Source organism: Coriobacteriia bacterium (genome assembly GCA_003149935.1).
In the GTDB taxonomy this organism is placed as follows: domain Bacteria; phylum Actinomycetota; class Coriobacteriia; order Coriobacteriales; family QAMH01; genus QAMH01.
Genome location: QAMH01000006.1, coordinates 422121 through 437487, shown reverse-complemented (window position 1 = coordinate 437487; position 15367 = coordinate 422121). Strand labels below are relative to the sequence as shown.

The 15367-nt window shown below is 61.0% G+C and carries 13 protein-coding genes; all 13 read left to right on the top strand.

All coding sequences use genetic code 11. The features are described from left to right. Positions 1-4 precede the first annotated feature (4 nt). A complete protein-coding gene (locus DBY20_04655; GenBank protein PWL79168.1) occupies positions 5-745 on the top strand; it encodes a hypothetical protein in 741 nt (246 codons plus the stop codon). An 18-nt stretch (positions 746-763) separates the two neighbouring features. Continuing rightward, positions 764-1525, top strand: coding sequence for an exodeoxyribonuclease III (gene xth, locus DBY20_04650; GenBank protein ID PWL79167.1), 762 nt, complete (start codon positions 764-766; stop codon positions 1523-1525). A gap of 68 nt (positions 1526-1593) precedes the next feature. Beyond that, positions 1594-2874, top strand: a complete 1281-nt coding sequence (locus tag DBY20_04645) for an AAA family ATPase (protein ID PWL79166.1) — start codon at positions 1594-1596, stop codon at positions 2872-2874. A 140-nt stretch (positions 2875-3014) separates the two neighbouring features. Next, the gene (locus DBY20_04640; protein PWL79165.1) at positions 3015-3668 is read left to right on the top strand and encodes a hypothetical protein; all 654 of its coding nucleotides are present in this window, start codon (positions 3015-3017) and stop codon (positions 3666-3668) included. 46 nt (positions 3669-3714) lie between these two features. Further along, positions 3715-6360, top strand: coding sequence for an alanine--tRNA ligase (locus DBY20_04635; protein PWL79164.1), 2646 nt, complete (start codon positions 3715-3717; stop codon positions 6358-6360). 8 nt (positions 6361-6368) lie between these two features. Next, the gene (locus DBY20_04630) at positions 6369-6800 is read left to right on the top strand and encodes a Holliday junction resolvase RuvX (GenBank protein PWL79163.1); all 432 of its coding nucleotides are present in this window, start codon (positions 6369-6371) and stop codon (positions 6798-6800) included. Continuing rightward, positions 6797-7879: an endolytic transglycosylase MltG gene (gene mltG, locus DBY20_04625; GenBank protein ID PWL79162.1), complete on the top strand. Its 1083-nt coding sequence runs from the start codon at positions 6797-6799 to the stop codon at positions 7877-7879. The genes DBY20_04630 and mltG overlap by 4 nt, the downstream gene beginning before the upstream one ends. Positions 7880-7882: 3 nt before the next feature. Then, positions 7883-8386: a YqeG family HAD IIIA-type phosphatase gene (locus DBY20_04620; protein PWL79161.1), complete on the top strand. Its 504-nt coding sequence runs from the start codon at positions 7883-7885 to the stop codon at positions 8384-8386. Beyond that, positions 8383-9267, top strand: coding sequence for a hypothetical protein (locus tag DBY20_04615; protein ID PWL79160.1), 885 nt, complete (start codon positions 8383-8385; stop codon positions 9265-9267). The genes DBY20_04620 and DBY20_04615 overlap by 4 nt, the downstream gene beginning before the upstream one ends. A gap of 65 nt (positions 9268-9332) precedes the next feature. Further along, positions 9333-11516 (top strand): NAD-dependent DNA ligase LigA, encoded by a 2184-nt coding sequence (locus DBY20_04610; protein ID PWL79159.1) that lies wholly within the window; start codon positions 9333-9335, stop codon positions 11514-11516. Between the two features lie 1008 nt (positions 11517-12524). Continuing rightward, the gene (locus tag DBY20_04605; protein ID PWL79158.1) at positions 12525-14363 is read left to right on the top strand and encodes a hypothetical protein; all 1839 of its coding nucleotides are present in this window, start codon (positions 12525-12527) and stop codon (positions 14361-14363) included. Positions 14364-14636: 273 nt separating this feature from the next. Then, a complete protein-coding gene (higA, locus tag DBY20_04600) occupies positions 14637-14945 on the top strand; it encodes an addiction module antidote protein, HigA family (protein ID PWL79157.1) in 309 nt (102 codons plus the stop codon). 171 nt (positions 14946-15116) lie between these two features. Next, positions 15117-15367, top strand: a 251-nt coding sequence (locus DBY20_04595) for a hypothetical protein (protein PWL79156.1), incomplete at its 3' end; no start/stop codon positions are given.

Sequence of the window (15367 nt, the reverse complement as noted above, 5' to 3'; positions counted from 1 at the left end):
TGTGATGAGTGCGTTTTCCGACAAGACCGTTATCGTGCGCGGATGCGACGCGCAGGCAAGCATGGCGCATGCCATCGCCGCTGGCTTTGCGGCGCAAGGCGCTAATATCGTAGCCGTTGGTCCGCATGCGAGCGTGAATGACTTTGCCCGGTCGCTTGCCGATGAGACGGGTACCGAGGTCATGGCATTGCGCGTTGCGCATGAGGACACGCCGGCCGTGCGCAAGGCAACGCAGGACATCGTGGACCGCTTCGGCCGCATCGACGTGCTCGTGAACTGCTCGCTCGTGGCACGCGCCGAGCTCTTGAGCGCGACACGTGACGAAGACCTCGAGCGGACCTTCTCGAACTGCACCGTCGAATCCTTTACCTGGATGCGCGAGTGCCGTCCGCACTTGGCTGCCGTACACGGATCGATTATTAACCTTGGCTCGCGGATGGCGATGCAGGGTCAGCCCGGCCTTGGCATGCTGGCGGCCGCGGTAGAGGCGCTTGCCGGTCTCAGCCGTGTTGCCGCACGGGAATGGCTCGACGATGGCATTACCGTCAACGTCGTTTGCGCTCGGGCGGCGACCGCGCAGTTCGAGCGTTGGGTACGTGAGTTTCCCGATGCGCAGGATGAGGCGCTTTCGTCTCTGGGATGCGATGCGCTCTCCGCGTCATATGATAGTCTCGTGGATACGTGCCTCTTTCTCGCGGATGAGGCGGGACATCATGTCACGGGCCAGGTGCTCGAGGCATCGTAGATTTGAGGGGTTGATTACATGAAGTTCGTGTCGTGGAACGTCAATGGCCTGCGTGCCGTTGCCAAGAAGGGCTTCGACGATATCTTCCGCGCATTTGACGCGGACATCTTCGCCATACAGGAAACCAAGCTCCAGGAGGGGCAATCTCCGCTCGACTACGATGACTACTACGAGTATTGGAGCTATGCGGAAAAGAAGGGCTATTCGGGTACGGCCGTCTTCTCGAAGGTCGAGCCCCTTGCCGTCTCCTACGGTATCGGCGACAGCCGTTTCGACTGCGAGGGACGCAGCATCACGCTCGAATTCGAGAGCTTCTACTTCGTCTGCGTCTACACGCCCAACGCACAGCACGAGCTAGCACGTATCGACTACCGCTGCGATTTCGAGGACTGCTTCCGCGAGTACCTGGCCGGGCTCGCGGCGAAGAAGGGCGTTGTGGTCTGCGGTGACATGAATGTGGCGCACGAGCCCATCGACTTGGCGCGTCCCAAGGAGAATGTCGGCAACGCCGGCTTTTCCGATGAGGAGCGCGGCAAGTTCAACGAGCTTCTGGCAAGCGGCTTCGTCGACACCTTCCGCCTCGTTCATCCCGATACTACGGATGCTTACTCCTGGTGGAGCTATCGCATGAAGGCCCGCGAGCGCAATGTCGGGTGGCGCATCGACTACTTCCTCGTGAGCAGCGGGCTTGCTGATGCCGTGGTCGAGGCGGGCATCGAATCCGATATCTTCGGCAGCGACCATTGCCCCGTGTCGCTCGTACTCGATATTGACGAGTAGGCATCAGCATATGCCTGCGGCCCCGCGGCATTATCTGTCTGCGGTATCATGTGTCCATGGATAGCTCGATGGACACGCTCTTCAGCGAAGTAGATGGGCAGACGCGTTTTGCGGCGGCTCCGCTTGCCGTGCGCATGCGTCCACGCACGCTCAACGAGATTGTCGGCCAGGAAGATGCGGTTGGCAAGGACACCTGGCTCAGACGCGCGATCGCCAACGACACGCTTTCCTCGGTCATCCTCTTCGGGCCTGCGGGCACGGGCAAGACCTCCATCGCGCATGTCATCGCCAATTCCACGAACGCCGCCTTTGTCGAGGTCTCGGCCGTCTCGGGTACGGTGGCAGACCTGCGACGCGAGATCAAGGCGGCAGAGGAGCGGCTCCTTGCCTTCAAGCGTCGCACCATCCTCTTCATCGACGAGATTCATCGCTTCTCGCGCTCGCAACAGGATGCCCTGCTGCACGCCGTCGAAGATCGCATCGTAATCCTGGTCGGCGCGACGACGGAGAATCCCTTCTTCGAGGTCAATTCCGCGCTCATCTCTCGCTCGCGCATCGTCGAGCTCAAGCCCATCGGCAATCACGGCATCAAGATGCTCGTCAAGCGTGCGCTCGAGGACGAGCGTGGCCTTGCCGACGAGTACGAGATTACCGATGACGCGCTCAATGCCATCGTCATCACTGCAGGTGGCGATGCCCGTACGGCGCTCACGACGCTCGAGATCGCGGCCGCCGTCACGGAGCCGGGGGAGAAGATCGATGTCGAGCAGGTTCGCGAGGCATCGCCGCGTCGCCAGCTTCCCTATGACAAGGATGGCGATACGCACTACGATGTCATCTCGGCGTTCATCAAGTCGATGCGTGGCAGCGATCCGGATGCGACCGTCTATTGGCTTGCGCGCATGATCGAGGGCGGAGAGGACCCGCGCTTCATCGCGCGCCGCATCTTCATTCTGGCAAGCGAGGACGTGGGTCTTGCCGACCCGCGCGCGATTACGATCGCCGCGGCGGCATTCAAGTCGGCCGAGAGCATCGGATATCCCGAATGCCGCATCAACCTGGCCGAGGCAGCCATCTACATGGCGCTGGCTCCCAAATCCAATGCGGCCTACCTCGCCATCGACGCCGCGCTCAAGGAGGTGCGCGAAGGCCCGCTGCGCAGCGTTCCGCCGCATCTGCGCGATCGCCACCGTCCCGGTTCCGAAAACTACGGTACCTATCTGTATCCCCATGACTACCCGAATGCCCAGGTGGAACAGCAATACCTTCCCGATGGCCTCGAACGGGGATGCTTCTACAAGCCGACCAGCATCGGTTGGGAAAAGCTCCGCTTCCCGCCAGAGGAGTAGGTTGGCTGCCCGCCTGCACGCATGCCAAGCGGATTCTTTATGCGCAAAAGGGGACATCGCGTTTCGCAAGCGGGGCAAACTGCGCTATCATCTAGGTCTGTATATGCACACGTGAACCCGATACGATTTTGGGGGCTTTCATGGGAGACTTTCTTTCACAGGCATGGCCGTTCGCGGCAGCCGTACTCGTTATTCTGGGCATCGTTGCCCTCGTCTTTCTCATCATCATCCTCTACCGTGCGAGCGTGACGATGAAGTCGGTCCAGAACATCGCAGCTGACGCCGAGAAAGAGGTTGCGCCTGCGCTTACCAAGGTCAATCCCATGGTAGACAAGGCCGAGCTCATGCTCGATACGGTCAATCTCGAGATGCTGCGCGTTGACGCCATACTTGAGGACGTCGAGCAGATCACCGATGTCGCTGGCAAGGCTGCCACTACGGTCGATGCCGTGACCTCCGCACCTGCCGAGGCCGTGACCTCGATCGTCGATCGCATTCGCGGTTCGCTTGGCACCAAGCGCAGCAACAAGGTGAAGCAGGAGCGTCTAGTCTATCCCATCGGTGGTGCGCGCGAGACGGACGAGCAACCCGCGCAAGACGCCCAGTCGCAGACGAGCCCTGCCGATGACGAGGCGATGAAGGCCGCCGCCCAGCAGGCCGCAGATACTGCAGCCGAGGGCGTGGTAGTCGAGGAAGTCGACATCGTCATCGAGGAAAGCGGTCAGGCTGTTCCGCATGCGCCTGCTCAGGAAGAGCATGACGAGGCTGCGGCCACCTCGACCAAAACCGCGTAACACGTATCTCATATCCCTATAGAAGCACGAACAAGCAAGGAGCATCATGGCGTCCAAACCCATCACGTCCGCAGAGATTCGCGAGGCATACCTGAATTTCTTCGAGGAAAAAGGCTGCCAACGCTGGCCGTCTTCCTCGCTCATCCCCGATGACCCATCCTTGCTGCTCACCGTTGCGGGCATGGTGCAGTTCAAGCCCTACTTCCTGCAGCAAAAGCACCTTGATCCCCGCTACGTGGGCACGACCACCGCGCAGAAGTGCGTGCGCACCAATGACATCGACATCATCGGCACGGATGGCCGTCATCTCTCGTTCTTCGAGATGCTCGGCAACTTCAGCTTCGGCGCATACTTCAAGAAGGAAATGTGCGCCTGGGCCTATGAGTTCTCCGTTGACGTGCTCGGCCTCGATCCCGATCGCATCTATGTCACGATATACGAGGAGGACGAGGAGACCGCCGACATCTGGCAGGAAGTCGGCGTCCCGGCAGACCACATCTCGCGCCTTGGCGCTGACGACAACTTCTGGGTCGCCGGTCCCACCGGCCCCTGCGGTCCGTGCTCCGAGCTCTACTACGACCAAGGCGAGGACGTCGGTTGCGGCAGCCCGGATTGCAAACCCGGCTGCGATTGCGATCGCTTCCTCGAGTACTGGAACCTCGTCTTCACGCAGTTTGACCGCCAGGAAGATGGCACGATGATTCCGCTCGAGAAGAAGAACATCGATACGGGCCTCGGTCTCGAGCGCATGGCCGCCATCATGCAGGGCGTGAGCTCCAACTTCGACACCGACATCCTCCATGGCCTCATCGAGGTGGGTGAGCGCCTGAGCGGTCGCCACTATGGCGATGACGAGCTCACGGATCTCTCGTTGCGCATCATGGCCGACCATTCCCGCGCCATCGTCTTCATGATTGGCGACGGCATCCTGCCCTCCAACGAGGGACGCGGATACGTTCTGCGCCGTTTGCTGCGCCGCGCCGTGCGCCATGGTCGTCTCATCGGCATCGAAGGTCCCTTTCTCAAGAGTTTCCTCGATGCCATCTGCACGGAGATGGGCGCGGTATACCCGGAGATCATCGAGAACAAGGCCCTCATCGAGAAGGTTCTGCTTTCCGAGGAGGAGCGCTTCAATCGCACGATCGATACGGGCATGCATTACCTCGAGGAGGCCATCGAGGATATGAGCGAGGGTGACGTGCTCGATGGCGTCGCCGCCTTCACGCTGCATGATACCTACGGCTTCCCCGTCGAGCTCACCGCCGAGATTTGCCTTGAGCACGGGATTAGCGTCGATATGGAGGGCTTCGAGCGCGAGATGACCGCGCAGCGCGAGCGTGCGCGTGCGGCGCGCAACGACGAGGCCTGGGATGGTTTCGGCGACATCTTCACGCACATCCTCGACGTGCATGGGCCAAGCGAGTTCGTGGGCTACAAGGATGACGAGTGCGACGCACGCATCGTCGACATCATCGTCGATGGCGCTATTGTGGATGAGGCCAACGAAGGCGACGAGGTCGCCATCGTGCTCGACAAGACGCCGTTCTATGGCGAGATGGGTGGCCAGGTGGGAGACACCGGCACCATCACGAGCGAGCTCGGCACCATCGTCATCGATGACACGAAGCGCCCGGAGGAGGGCCTGCCCGTCCACTACGGCACGGTCACGTCAGGCTCCTTGCACAAGGATGACGTCGTGCACGCCGCCATCGACAAGCGCCGTCGCGCACTCATCGCCCGCAACCACACGGCGACGCATATCCTGCAGCGCGCGCTCACCGAGGTGCTCGGCGAGCATATCAAGCAGGCCGGTTCGCTCGTCGCACCTGACAGGCTGCGTTTTGACTTCACGCATTTCGAGCCCATGACGCACGAGCAGATCCTCGAGGTCGAGCGCATCTGCAACAACATCATCATGTCCGATCTGCCCGTATACGCCTACGAGACTTCGCTTACCGCCGCACGCGAGGCGGGCGTCCTCGCGCTCTTCGGCGAGAAGTACGGCGAGTTCGTTCGCGTCATCGAGACGGGTACCTTCTCCAAGGAGCTCTGCGGCGGTACGCATGTGGGAAACACGAGCGAGATCGGCCTGTTCAAGATCACGCAGGAGAGCTCGATTGGCGCCAACACGCGCCGTCTCGAGGCCGTGACGAGCATCAAGGCCTACGAGTACATGTCGCGCATGGAGGAAGAGCTGCGCGAGACCGCGCGCTTCCTCAAGGTGCCGCCCCTCGACGTCTCCGAGCGCGTCGCGAAGATGCAGGCGCAGCTCGACGAGCTCGAAAGCATGCGCAAACGCCGCATGAAGGCGGCTGCCGAGGGCAGCGTCACCGATTTCGTCAAGGCAGCGGCTCAGGTCGATGGCTACAAGCTCATCGTTGCCGATTTGGGCGAGTCCGTTGTCCAGGGCATGCGCGAGATGTGGGACATCGTCAAACAACGTGCTGGCGGTGAGCCCTTTGCCGTCGTGCTCTTCGCGCGCAATCCCGAGGGCGGAAACCCGCTCATGTTGGCTGCCGGCACGCAGGATGCCGTCGATGCCGGCTTTAACGCCAAGGACGTTATCGCGAACGTCGCGCCGCTCATCGGTGGCGGTGGCGGCGGCAAGCCCGCGATGGCCCAGGCAGGCGGAAAGAACGCCGAGGGCATACCGGCGGCTATCGAGAAGGCGAAGGAGCTCTTCGGCATCTAGCCGTACGTATGCGAGTCCTGGGGCTTGACATAGGGGAGAAGCGTATCGGCGTTGCCGTTGCCGATACGACGACGGGCCTTGCCATGCCGTTGCGGGTCATGAATGCCCAAGAGGTGATTGACAACGCGCAACCCTGGCGCATGCTCGTGCAGGATAACGAGCCGGACTTGCTCGTCTGCGGTCTTCCCAAGACCATGCGGGGGGCTACGGGCCAGCAAGCGACGCGTATTCGCGAGCTTGCCGAGCGCATCGCGCAAAGCTGCGGCGTGCCGCTCGAGTTTGCCGACGAGCGCCTGAGCAGTGCGGAGGCAAAGCGCGTGCTTCGCGCGCAAGGGCTTTCCGAGCGCGAGATGCGCGGCAAGATCGACAGCGTGGCCGCCTCGCTCTTTCTCGAGACCTGGCTTGCCGCGAATAGTGAGTACAAGATGGAGGAACGATGACCCAGGGTCAGCATTATGCACCGTCAAACTACACGGAGAAGCGCAAGGGAAAGTCGCGCAAGCGTGGACTCATCATCGGCCTGATCGTAGTCATTGTCCTCGCTATCATTGCCGGCTTCTTTGCCTACCAGAACTTCTTTGGCGACAAGACGGGAGAGGTAAAGCAGGGTGAGGAAATCACGGTCGTGATTCCCGCTGGCTCCTCGACCGACAAGATCGCCTCGATACTCGTCGATGATGGCGTCATCGGCTCAGCGAACGCCTTCACGAATCGCGTCAAGCAGCTCAACCAGGCTGCGAGTCTGCAATCGGGCTCCTACGTGATGATTGGCGGCGATGACCTTGACAACATCATCAAGATGCTTGCCAATGGCCAGACGGGCAGGCAGCTTGTTATCCCCGAGGGCTTCAATCTACGTCAGATTGCCGATAAGGTCGAATCGACCTGCGGCATAGACGCCGATGATTTCTACGCGCAGACGCAGAAGGCCTCCGACTACGTTGCCGAGTACCCCTTCCTCGAAGGCGTGTACAACAACTCGATGGAGGGCTTCCTGTACCCGGACACCTATCGCGTCGATCCTTCGGCCACGGCTGACGATATCATCCGCATGATGCTCGACCAGTTTGCCGCGCAGATCGCCACCGTTGACATGAGCTACGCCGCTTCGAAGAACCTCACGCTCTACGATGTGGTGACGCTTGCCTCCATGGTCGAGAAGGAATACCAGGCCGAAAGTGATAAGGCCCCCATTGCCGCCGTCTTCTACAACCGACTGCGCGACGGCATCACCCTGGGCAGTGACGTGACTACCTATTATGCCGTGGGCAAGGACATGACCGAGGAGCTCACTGCCGCCGACCTGGCAAGCGATAGTCCCTACAACACGCGTAACCCAAGCCACTTCGGCTTGCCGGCTGGCCCCATATGCAACCCCTCCGTGTCGACCATCCAGGCCGCGGCAAGTCCCGCCGATGTGAACTACCTGTACTTCTTCTTCTCCAATAGGGAGGGGAAGACGATGTTCTTCGACAATGATGCCGATTTCAACGCCGCCTGGGCGCAGTACGGTGACTAGGCGATGCTGGGCATGAGGCCAGATGCGTATTACGTGTCCGTGCTCGACATCGAGCCGAGCGCGCTTGTCGAGCACGGGTACCGCGCGGTGCTGCTTGACCTCGACAATACCTTGCAGCCACGCGGGGCCGATACGCTGGCGCCTGAGGTTATCGCCTGGGTGCGTTCGCTCGAGGACGCCGGTCTTGGCGTGGCGCTCGTCTCCAACAGCGGGCGCAAGCGCACGCTTGAAGCGGCACGTACGCTCGACGTTCCCCTCGTGCGCAATGCGATGAAGCCCTTCACGCGTGGATACGTGCAGGCTTGCGCGATGCTTGGCGTCGCCTGCAATCAGGCCGTCATGATCGGCGACCAATCGTATACGGATGTCCTGGGGGCGCATCGTGTGGGGATGGATGCCATTCTCGTCGTCCCGCAATCCGGGACAGATCCGCTGCACACGCATCTCTTGCGCATGCTCGACCGTAGGGCCGTGCATGGCATGCGCGCCATCGGGAGCGCTTCATGAGCCCTGAGTTCGTTCTCATAGGCGATCCCGTGGCCCATTCGCTTTCTCCGGCAATGCACAACGCGCTGTACCAGGAGCTCGGCAAGGTGAAGTGGCCCTTCTCGCGCTGGCACTACAGCGCGGTGCGCTGCGAGAACGCGCAAGATGCACGCGAACAGATCAATCTCGTACGCACCGGGCGTTACCGGGGCATGAACATCACGATGCCCTGGAAAAAACTTGCCTTCGATAACGCCGACTTCGCAGATGCCGCCGTCGTCGCGGCAGGTGGCGCAAATGTGCTCGTGCGCGACGAGGATCTCAAACTATGCGCGTACAATACCGACGGCCTTGGCGCCGTGCGTGCCATCGAGCGCGTGACGGGCAAGCCGCTCGCGGATGCCCGTGTGCTCATATGCGGCACGGGCCCGACATCCCTTGCCATTGCCACCGCGTCCGCGCAGGCGGGTGCCGCCGAGGTCACGCTTCTCTCACGCGATGAGGCAAAGGCGCTGTCCTGCGTGAATCGCATGAGGACGAGCGTCGATCCATCCGAGGCTGCCGTGCTGCATGGGAGGGACTACTCGTGCGTCGAGGCACTCGTACCCAAGGCAGATGTCGTCGTCGACGCGACACCGCGCGGTATGGCTCCGGATGACGAGGCGATCATCGACACGAACCTGTTGCACGAAGGGCAGGTCGTGCTCGATACCGTGTACGGACACGGCGAGACGGCGCTTCTTGCTGGTGCTGGGCGTCAGGGTGCAACCTGCATGGATGGCTTGGAGATGCTCGTCGAGCAGGCGGCGCTCTCGGTGGAGATATGGGCCGATGCCATGGCGCTTCCCGTCGAGGTCGATCGCGATATCATGCGCCATGCAGCCTTGCATGCCATTGCGTGACACAGGCACCTGGTACGCTAGTCTATAGATGAGTTTGATGGTTTCACGAGGAAGGCGAATGTGAAATGGCTGCAGGGGATGCTCCTTCGCAAGACAATCTCTTCGATTTGATGAGCGATACGACGGCTGACGCACCGGCAGATGCCGTCGAACGCGTCAACGAGCTGCGCGCGACGCTGCAGAGGGCTCGCGATCAGTACTACCTCGAGGATGCCCCCGAGCTTCCCGATGCGGTCTACGATTCGCTCAATCGCGAGCTTGCCGAGCTCGAGGGACGCTACCCACAGCTGAAGACGGCCGATTCGCCCACCCAGACCGTTGGCGGCGGCGTGGCCGAGCAGTTCACGCCAGCCGAGCATCAGCACCGCATGTACTCGCTCGATGATGCGATGGACCTTGACGAACTCGACGAGTGGCTGCGCCGCACGCGCGAGGCAGTGGGTCATAGCCTTTCCTATTGCTGCGAGCTCAAGATCGATGGCTCCTCCATTGCGCTCACCTACGAGCGCGGCACGCTTGTACGAGCCGCCACCCGTGGCGATGGCAGCGTGGGCGAGAACGTGACGGCAAACATTATGCAGGTAAAGGACGTTCCCAAGCACCTTTCCATCGAGAGTGGCGCCATGGGCTTCTCCCAACCCATCGAGGTGCGCGGCGAGGTCTACATGCCCCGCTCCTCCTTCGAGCGCCTCAACGACGCCATCAGCCTCGAGAACGACGAGATCATGCTCTACAACGCCGAGGTCGACGCCGGTGAGCGCACGGGACGAAAGCTCGCGCTCAAGAAGAGCTTCGCCAACTGTCGTAACGCCGCCGCCGGATCGTTGCGCCAGAAGGACTCCGCCATCACGGCCGAGCGCGATCTGGCCACCTTCATCTACGCCATCGCCGAGGCCACGCAGCTTGACGTGGAAAGCCAGCACGAGTTCCTGGAATGGCTGCGCACGGCGGGATTCACAGTCAATCCCAACATCCGCGTCGTGGACAGCGAAGCCGCGGTGCACGAGTTCTGCAAGAACGCCCTGGAGCATCGCGGCGACCTCGACTACGACATCGATGGTGTCGTCGTGAAGGTCGATGACTTCGCCATCCAGGCCGAGCTCGGCTTCACCGCCAAGGCGCCGCGCTGGGCCATTGCGTTCAAGTTCCCACCCGAGGAGAAGACCACCATCCTGCGCAACGTCGCCGTGCAGGTGGGGCGCACCGGCGTGCTCACGCCCGTGGCGGAGTTCGACCCCACGACGGTGGACGGCTCGGTCGTCTCGCGTGCGACGCTGCACAACTACGACGAGCTCGCCCGCAAGGACGTGCGCATCGGCGACACCATCATCATCCACAAGGCCGGAGACGTCATCCCCGAGGTCGTCGGAGCGGTCATGGATTTGCGCCCGCCCGATGCCCAGGTGCCGCCGGTTCCGAGCGTCTGTCCGAGCTGCGGCTCGCCCGTGTTCCGCGACGGGGCCTTCCTGCGCTGTGACAGCACCGAGTGTCCGGCCCAGCTGCAGACACGTCTGGAACACTGGGTGTCTCGTGGGGCCATGGACATCGATGGTCTGGGCACCAAGATCATTGAGAATCTGGTGGCCTCTGGCCTGCTCAGGGATGTCGTGGACTTCTACAAGCTCGATGCCGATACGCTTGCCGATGTCGCCACGGGCGAGGAGAAGAAGGACGGCTCTCCGCGTGTCTTTGGCCAGAAGAACGCCGCCAAGGCCATCGAGCAGATCGAGGCATCCAAGCAGCGCCCCTTCGAGAACCTGCTCTTCGCCATCGGCATTCGCAATATCGGCAAGACGACAGCCGAAGCCCTGGCCAAGGCGTTCAAAACCATGGACGCGCTCATGAACGCGAGTGTGCCGCAGCTATGCCAGGTAGATGGTATTGGCGAGGTGGTGGCCGAGGGCATCCGCGAGTTCTTCGACACGCAGGATAACCGCGATCTCATCGAGCGCCTGCGCGAGGTGGGCCTGCAGATGGCCATCGACGAAAGCGATGCCAAACCCCAGACGCTTGCCGGTCTCACCTTCGTGCTCACCGGCTCGCTCGAGCGCTACGATCGCACGACGGCCGAGGAGCTGCTGCGCGAGTACGGTGCCAAGACGAGCGGCAGCGTGAGCAAGAAGACCTCGTACGTGGTGGCCGGCCCCGGTGCGGGCAGTAAGCTGCGAAAAGCCGTAGAGCTGGGGATTCCCGTGCTCGACGAGGACGCACTCGTGCAGATCATCGACACCGGTGAGGTCCCGGCGTAGGACTGTCATTTCGAGAGAACGAAGGCAGCCCCTCCCTGTCATTTCGGGCGGAGCCGCCGAAGGCTCCTCAATTGTCATTTCGAGCGGAGCCACCGAAGCGCTACTCCCGTTGTCATTTCGAGCGAAGCAGCCGGAGGCTGCGAAGTCGAGAAATCTCAGCATTCTCATGTTCAAATTACTTCCCGCACGTTCTGTATCCACTCCGAAATCGGTCCGGTTTTGTTCAGGTTCTCGGGGTGGTTCGCTCGGTTCGACCTGTCGCACAATAGCGAAGCACAAAATGCGTGCACGGCTTGCCCGCCGGTAGGACGCGCTGTGCAGGGTGGCGGGCTAAGTAACACCCCGGTTTGGGGGTGATGCCTATGGTTACCTGGATGGAACTCTTGACGTTCTGCCTCGTCATCATCGCGGCTACTTCGCTCTTTAGAGCGAAGTAGCCGCCCCTAGCCAAAGGAGACGGCTACCTCACAGCCCATAAAGCTTTGGGGGTTAGCCCGAACCGCGGCAACGGTGGCCACCCTGTACAGCCCATCTTACCATCGGCAATAGGGTGCGTCCATCTGTCATACAGACGTCTGCGGGTCTTTCCCTTGTGCTCGCGGAGTTGTTCTCGAGAACAATGCATTTTCGGGAGGCTCGCCTGGTCTCTTGGGGCGGTTGTGACGTGGGTGTGCATGCGACTTGTGTTTGCAGCCTTCCGCGCGCAGAAATCGCCAACCTCTAGGGTTCGTTATCTCCGCATGCGCAGAATCCGGGAATGTCTAGCCTTCGCACGTCTCTGGTCCTAGACATCCGCTAAAAATGCGCTGGCTAGCTGTATTCGCGATCCCCCGACCCTAGACTTTCGCCATTTTTGCGTTGCTCTGGTGGCATGTCCTCTGCCGGGACGTTGCACGCGCTGGCGACAAAACCGACGCGATCCCATTGAAACTGGCTAAGAAGGGGGTAGCTTTCTTGGCACCTTTGGTGAGCGGCCCGGAACGGGCCGTGGCTTCTTGGAGGTGCTTCATGCGCAAGGGCAACGGTGTCCTGATCGCCCTTCTTACGCTCGCGTTGACGATGGGGCTATGCCCGGGAGTGGCGCTTGCCGCCTCGTATGGCTACGACGGCACATCGTCGGTAGCGGAGGCTTCTTTGCCGGCAAATGGCATTTGGGGCAGTTGCGCTTGGGATATCGATGACGAGGGTACCCTCACCGTGAATCCGGGTGAGGGCTTCGAAACGGCCGGCGTGTCTCCATGGAAGGGATACGAGACGGTCGTGAAGCGGGTCGTCTTCGTCAAGGGCACGCAAGGCGGTATGGTCATCGCCCCAGCTGAATGCGGTGCGCTTTTCAAGGACTTCGGATTGCTCGAATCTGTCGACTTCTCGGGATTCGATACTTCGCAGGTCATGTACATGGACAAGATGTTTTCCGGCTGCTTGTTGCTCAGAGCCCTCGATCTCTCCGCCTTCGACACCTCGCAGGTGAGAAGCATGAACGGGATGTTTTTCCGTTGCTCGTCGCTTGCCACCCTGAAGCTTGCGGGGCTCGACACGTCGAGCGTCACGGACATGGGAAACATGTTCAGAAGCTGCACGTCACTTGCCTCGCTTGACCTCTCCGGCATCAAGACCTCCCAGGTGAAGAACATGGGCGAGATGTTTTCCGGCTGCTCGTCGCTCGCTTCCCTTGACCTGTCCGGTTTCGACACTTCCATGGTGACGGACATGAACTACATGTTCTACAACTGCTCGTCACTCAGCTCCCTCGACATCTCGGCCTTCGATACGTCCAAGCTGGTGAGCTATTCCCTGATGTTCGAGGGATGCAAGAAGCTTGCGCTTATCAGTGTGTCACCGAAGGCAACGAATATCAGCCTGCCCCGCATCGAGGTGAACGGCCATGCGGACTGGTTCTCCGTGGCCGAGAGAAAGTGGTTCACGGTCGGCGAGATCGAGTCGTCGCGACGCGGCATTGCGGATACATATGCGAAGGAAGAGATCAACATACCCCTCGACACGCTGAGCATCGAGCTGAGCCAGAGCAAGTTTACGTACGATGGGACTGAGAAGAAGCCTGTCGTCACGGTGAAGCATGGTGACAGGACGCTTGTCGAGGGCAGGGACTACTCGATTACCTATCCCGAAAGCTCGGTCAACGTCGGAACCTATAGCGTGACCGTGACCGGTATGGGAACCTACTCGGGCACGAGGGGCCTCTCGTTCGAGATAACGCCAGCTCCCGAGAAACCCGATGACCCCAAGCCTGTGGACCCGGACAATCCATCTCAGCCGTCGAACCCCGATGAGCCGTCCAATCCCACAGGTCCCGATGATCCTTCAGCGCCAAATGATCCGGATGCTACCGATAAGCCGGGTGCTACCGACCCCGAGCCCGACGATGCCGACAAGCCGGGCACGAGCGACCCCGAGCCCGTGGCCACACAGGTGATGTACCGCGCCTACAACCCCAACTCCGGCGAGCACTTCTACACGGCGCACTACGCCGAGGTGGAGAGCATCGTGGCGGCCGGCTGGCGCTACGAGGGCGAGGCGTGGACCGCGCCGGTGACGAGCGCCACGCCGGTCTACCGCCTGTACTCGGGCACCGACCACCACTACACCACGAGCGTCGTCGAGCGCGACCACCTCGTGTCCGTGGGCTGGAGCGACGAGGGCATCGGCTGGTACTCCGACGACAACGAGGCCGTCGGGCTTCACCGCCTGTTCAACCCCAACGTCGATCCCAACGCGCCGACCAACAACTCCGGAAGCCACCACTACACCACGAGCGAGGTCGAGCGTGACCACCTGGTCTCCATCGGCTGGCGCTACGAGGACTTCGGCTGGTACGGGGTCAAGTAACCTGTCATTTCGAGCGGAAGGGCGTAGCTCTCTCATTTCGAGCGGAACGAAGCGCCCTTCCCTGTCATTTCGAGCGGAGCCGCCGAAGGCGGCGGAGTCGAGAAATCTCTCGCCCGCCGCCTCGTAACGCTTCTTTGCCATATCCTCTACCGACTCACTATGCACAGCGGCAATAAATGTGGGAAAGACGTCATTAACGCATCTCGTTAATGACGCTTGACGTTAATAACGTGACGCGTCATTATCATAGTCGACTATCACTAGGGAGAAGACATGGGCCAGTACGACTATGCATACGTGACCATCACGCCGGGCGAGCTTCTCAAGGAAGAGTTCCTCGAGCCTCTCGGCATCTCGCAGTATCGACTTGCGAAGGAAATTGGCGTGCCGGCAGGGCGCATCGGACAGATCGTCGCGGGCAAGCGCGCCATCACCGCTGATACCGACCTACGCCTCTGCCGTTTCTTTGGCTTGTCGAATGGCTATTGGCTGCGTGCCCAGGTAGCATACGATACCAAGGTCGCCGAACATGAGCTTGCCGACGAGCTCGCGAAGATCACTCCGCTGCATAGTGTCGCGTAAACGCGCCCATCGCCTTATAACGCCTCTTTGCCATTTGAGACAGCGTGCCTGGCACGCCGTATCGTCCAAATTGTGGCGAGCACGGTACCTTACGTCGCCTTCATCAAATGCGATGATGACGAAATCGGCAATCCGTACTATATTGGTTCCAGAGATTGATAATGTAGCGCGATGCCAGTCATGCCCTCGGGCACGGGTCATGTAGGAGCCAAGATGGCAGTTTTCTGCACACAGTGTGGCACTCCGCTAGAGGATGGGGATAGGTTCTGCACCAATTGCGGAGCAAGCTGCGTCGACGAAGTGGCGTCGACGGTCCCCGAGGACGTGCCCGCACAGCCCGTAGAGCCCGTCGATCAGACTGATGCGCCTACGCCTGCAGAGGAACCGGCTGAAAGCGCGGCCAAGGGCAACGGTGTCGCCAA

Bases quoted from the DNA above. Each gene is read 5' to 3' on its own strand.
- DBY20_04655 (PWL79168.1), top strand. From the start codon at position 5: ATGAGTGCGTTTTCCGACAAGACCGTTATCGTGCGCGGATGCGACGCG.
- xth (PWL79167.1), top strand. From the start codon at position 764: ATGAAGTTCGTGTCGTGGAACGTCAATGGCCTGCGTGCCGTTGCCAAG.
- DBY20_04645 (PWL79166.1), top strand. From the start codon at position 1,594: ATGGACACGCTCTTCAGCGAAGTAGATGGGCAGACGCGTTTTGCGGCG.
- DBY20_04640 (PWL79165.1), top strand. From the start codon at position 3,015: ATGGGAGACTTTCTTTCACAGGCATGGCCGTTCGCGGCAGCCGTACTC.
- DBY20_04635 (PWL79164.1), top strand. From the start codon at position 3,715: ATGGCGTCCAAACCCATCACGTCCGCAGAGATTCGCGAGGCATACCTG.
- DBY20_04630 (PWL79163.1), top strand. From the start codon at position 6,369: ATGCGAGTCCTGGGGCTTGACATAGGGGAGAAGCGTATCGGCGTTGCC.
- mltG (PWL79162.1), top strand. From the start codon at position 6,797: ATGACCCAGGGTCAGCATTATGCACCGTCAAACTACACGGAGAAGCGC.
- DBY20_04620 (PWL79161.1), top strand. From the start codon at position 7,883: ATGCTGGGCATGAGGCCAGATGCGTATTACGTGTCCGTGCTCGACATC.
- DBY20_04615 (PWL79160.1), top strand. From the start codon at position 8,383: ATGAGCCCTGAGTTCGTTCTCATAGGCGATCCCGTGGCCCATTCGCTT.
- DBY20_04610 (PWL79159.1), top strand. From the start codon at position 9,333: ATGGCTGCAGGGGATGCTCCTTCGCAAGACAATCTCTTCGATTTGATG.
- DBY20_04605 (PWL79158.1), top strand. From the start codon at position 12,525: ATGCGCAAGGGCAACGGTGTCCTGATCGCCCTTCTTACGCTCGCGTTG.
- higA (PWL79157.1), top strand. From the start codon at position 14,637: ATGGGCCAGTACGACTATGCATACGTGACCATCACGCCGGGCGAGCTT.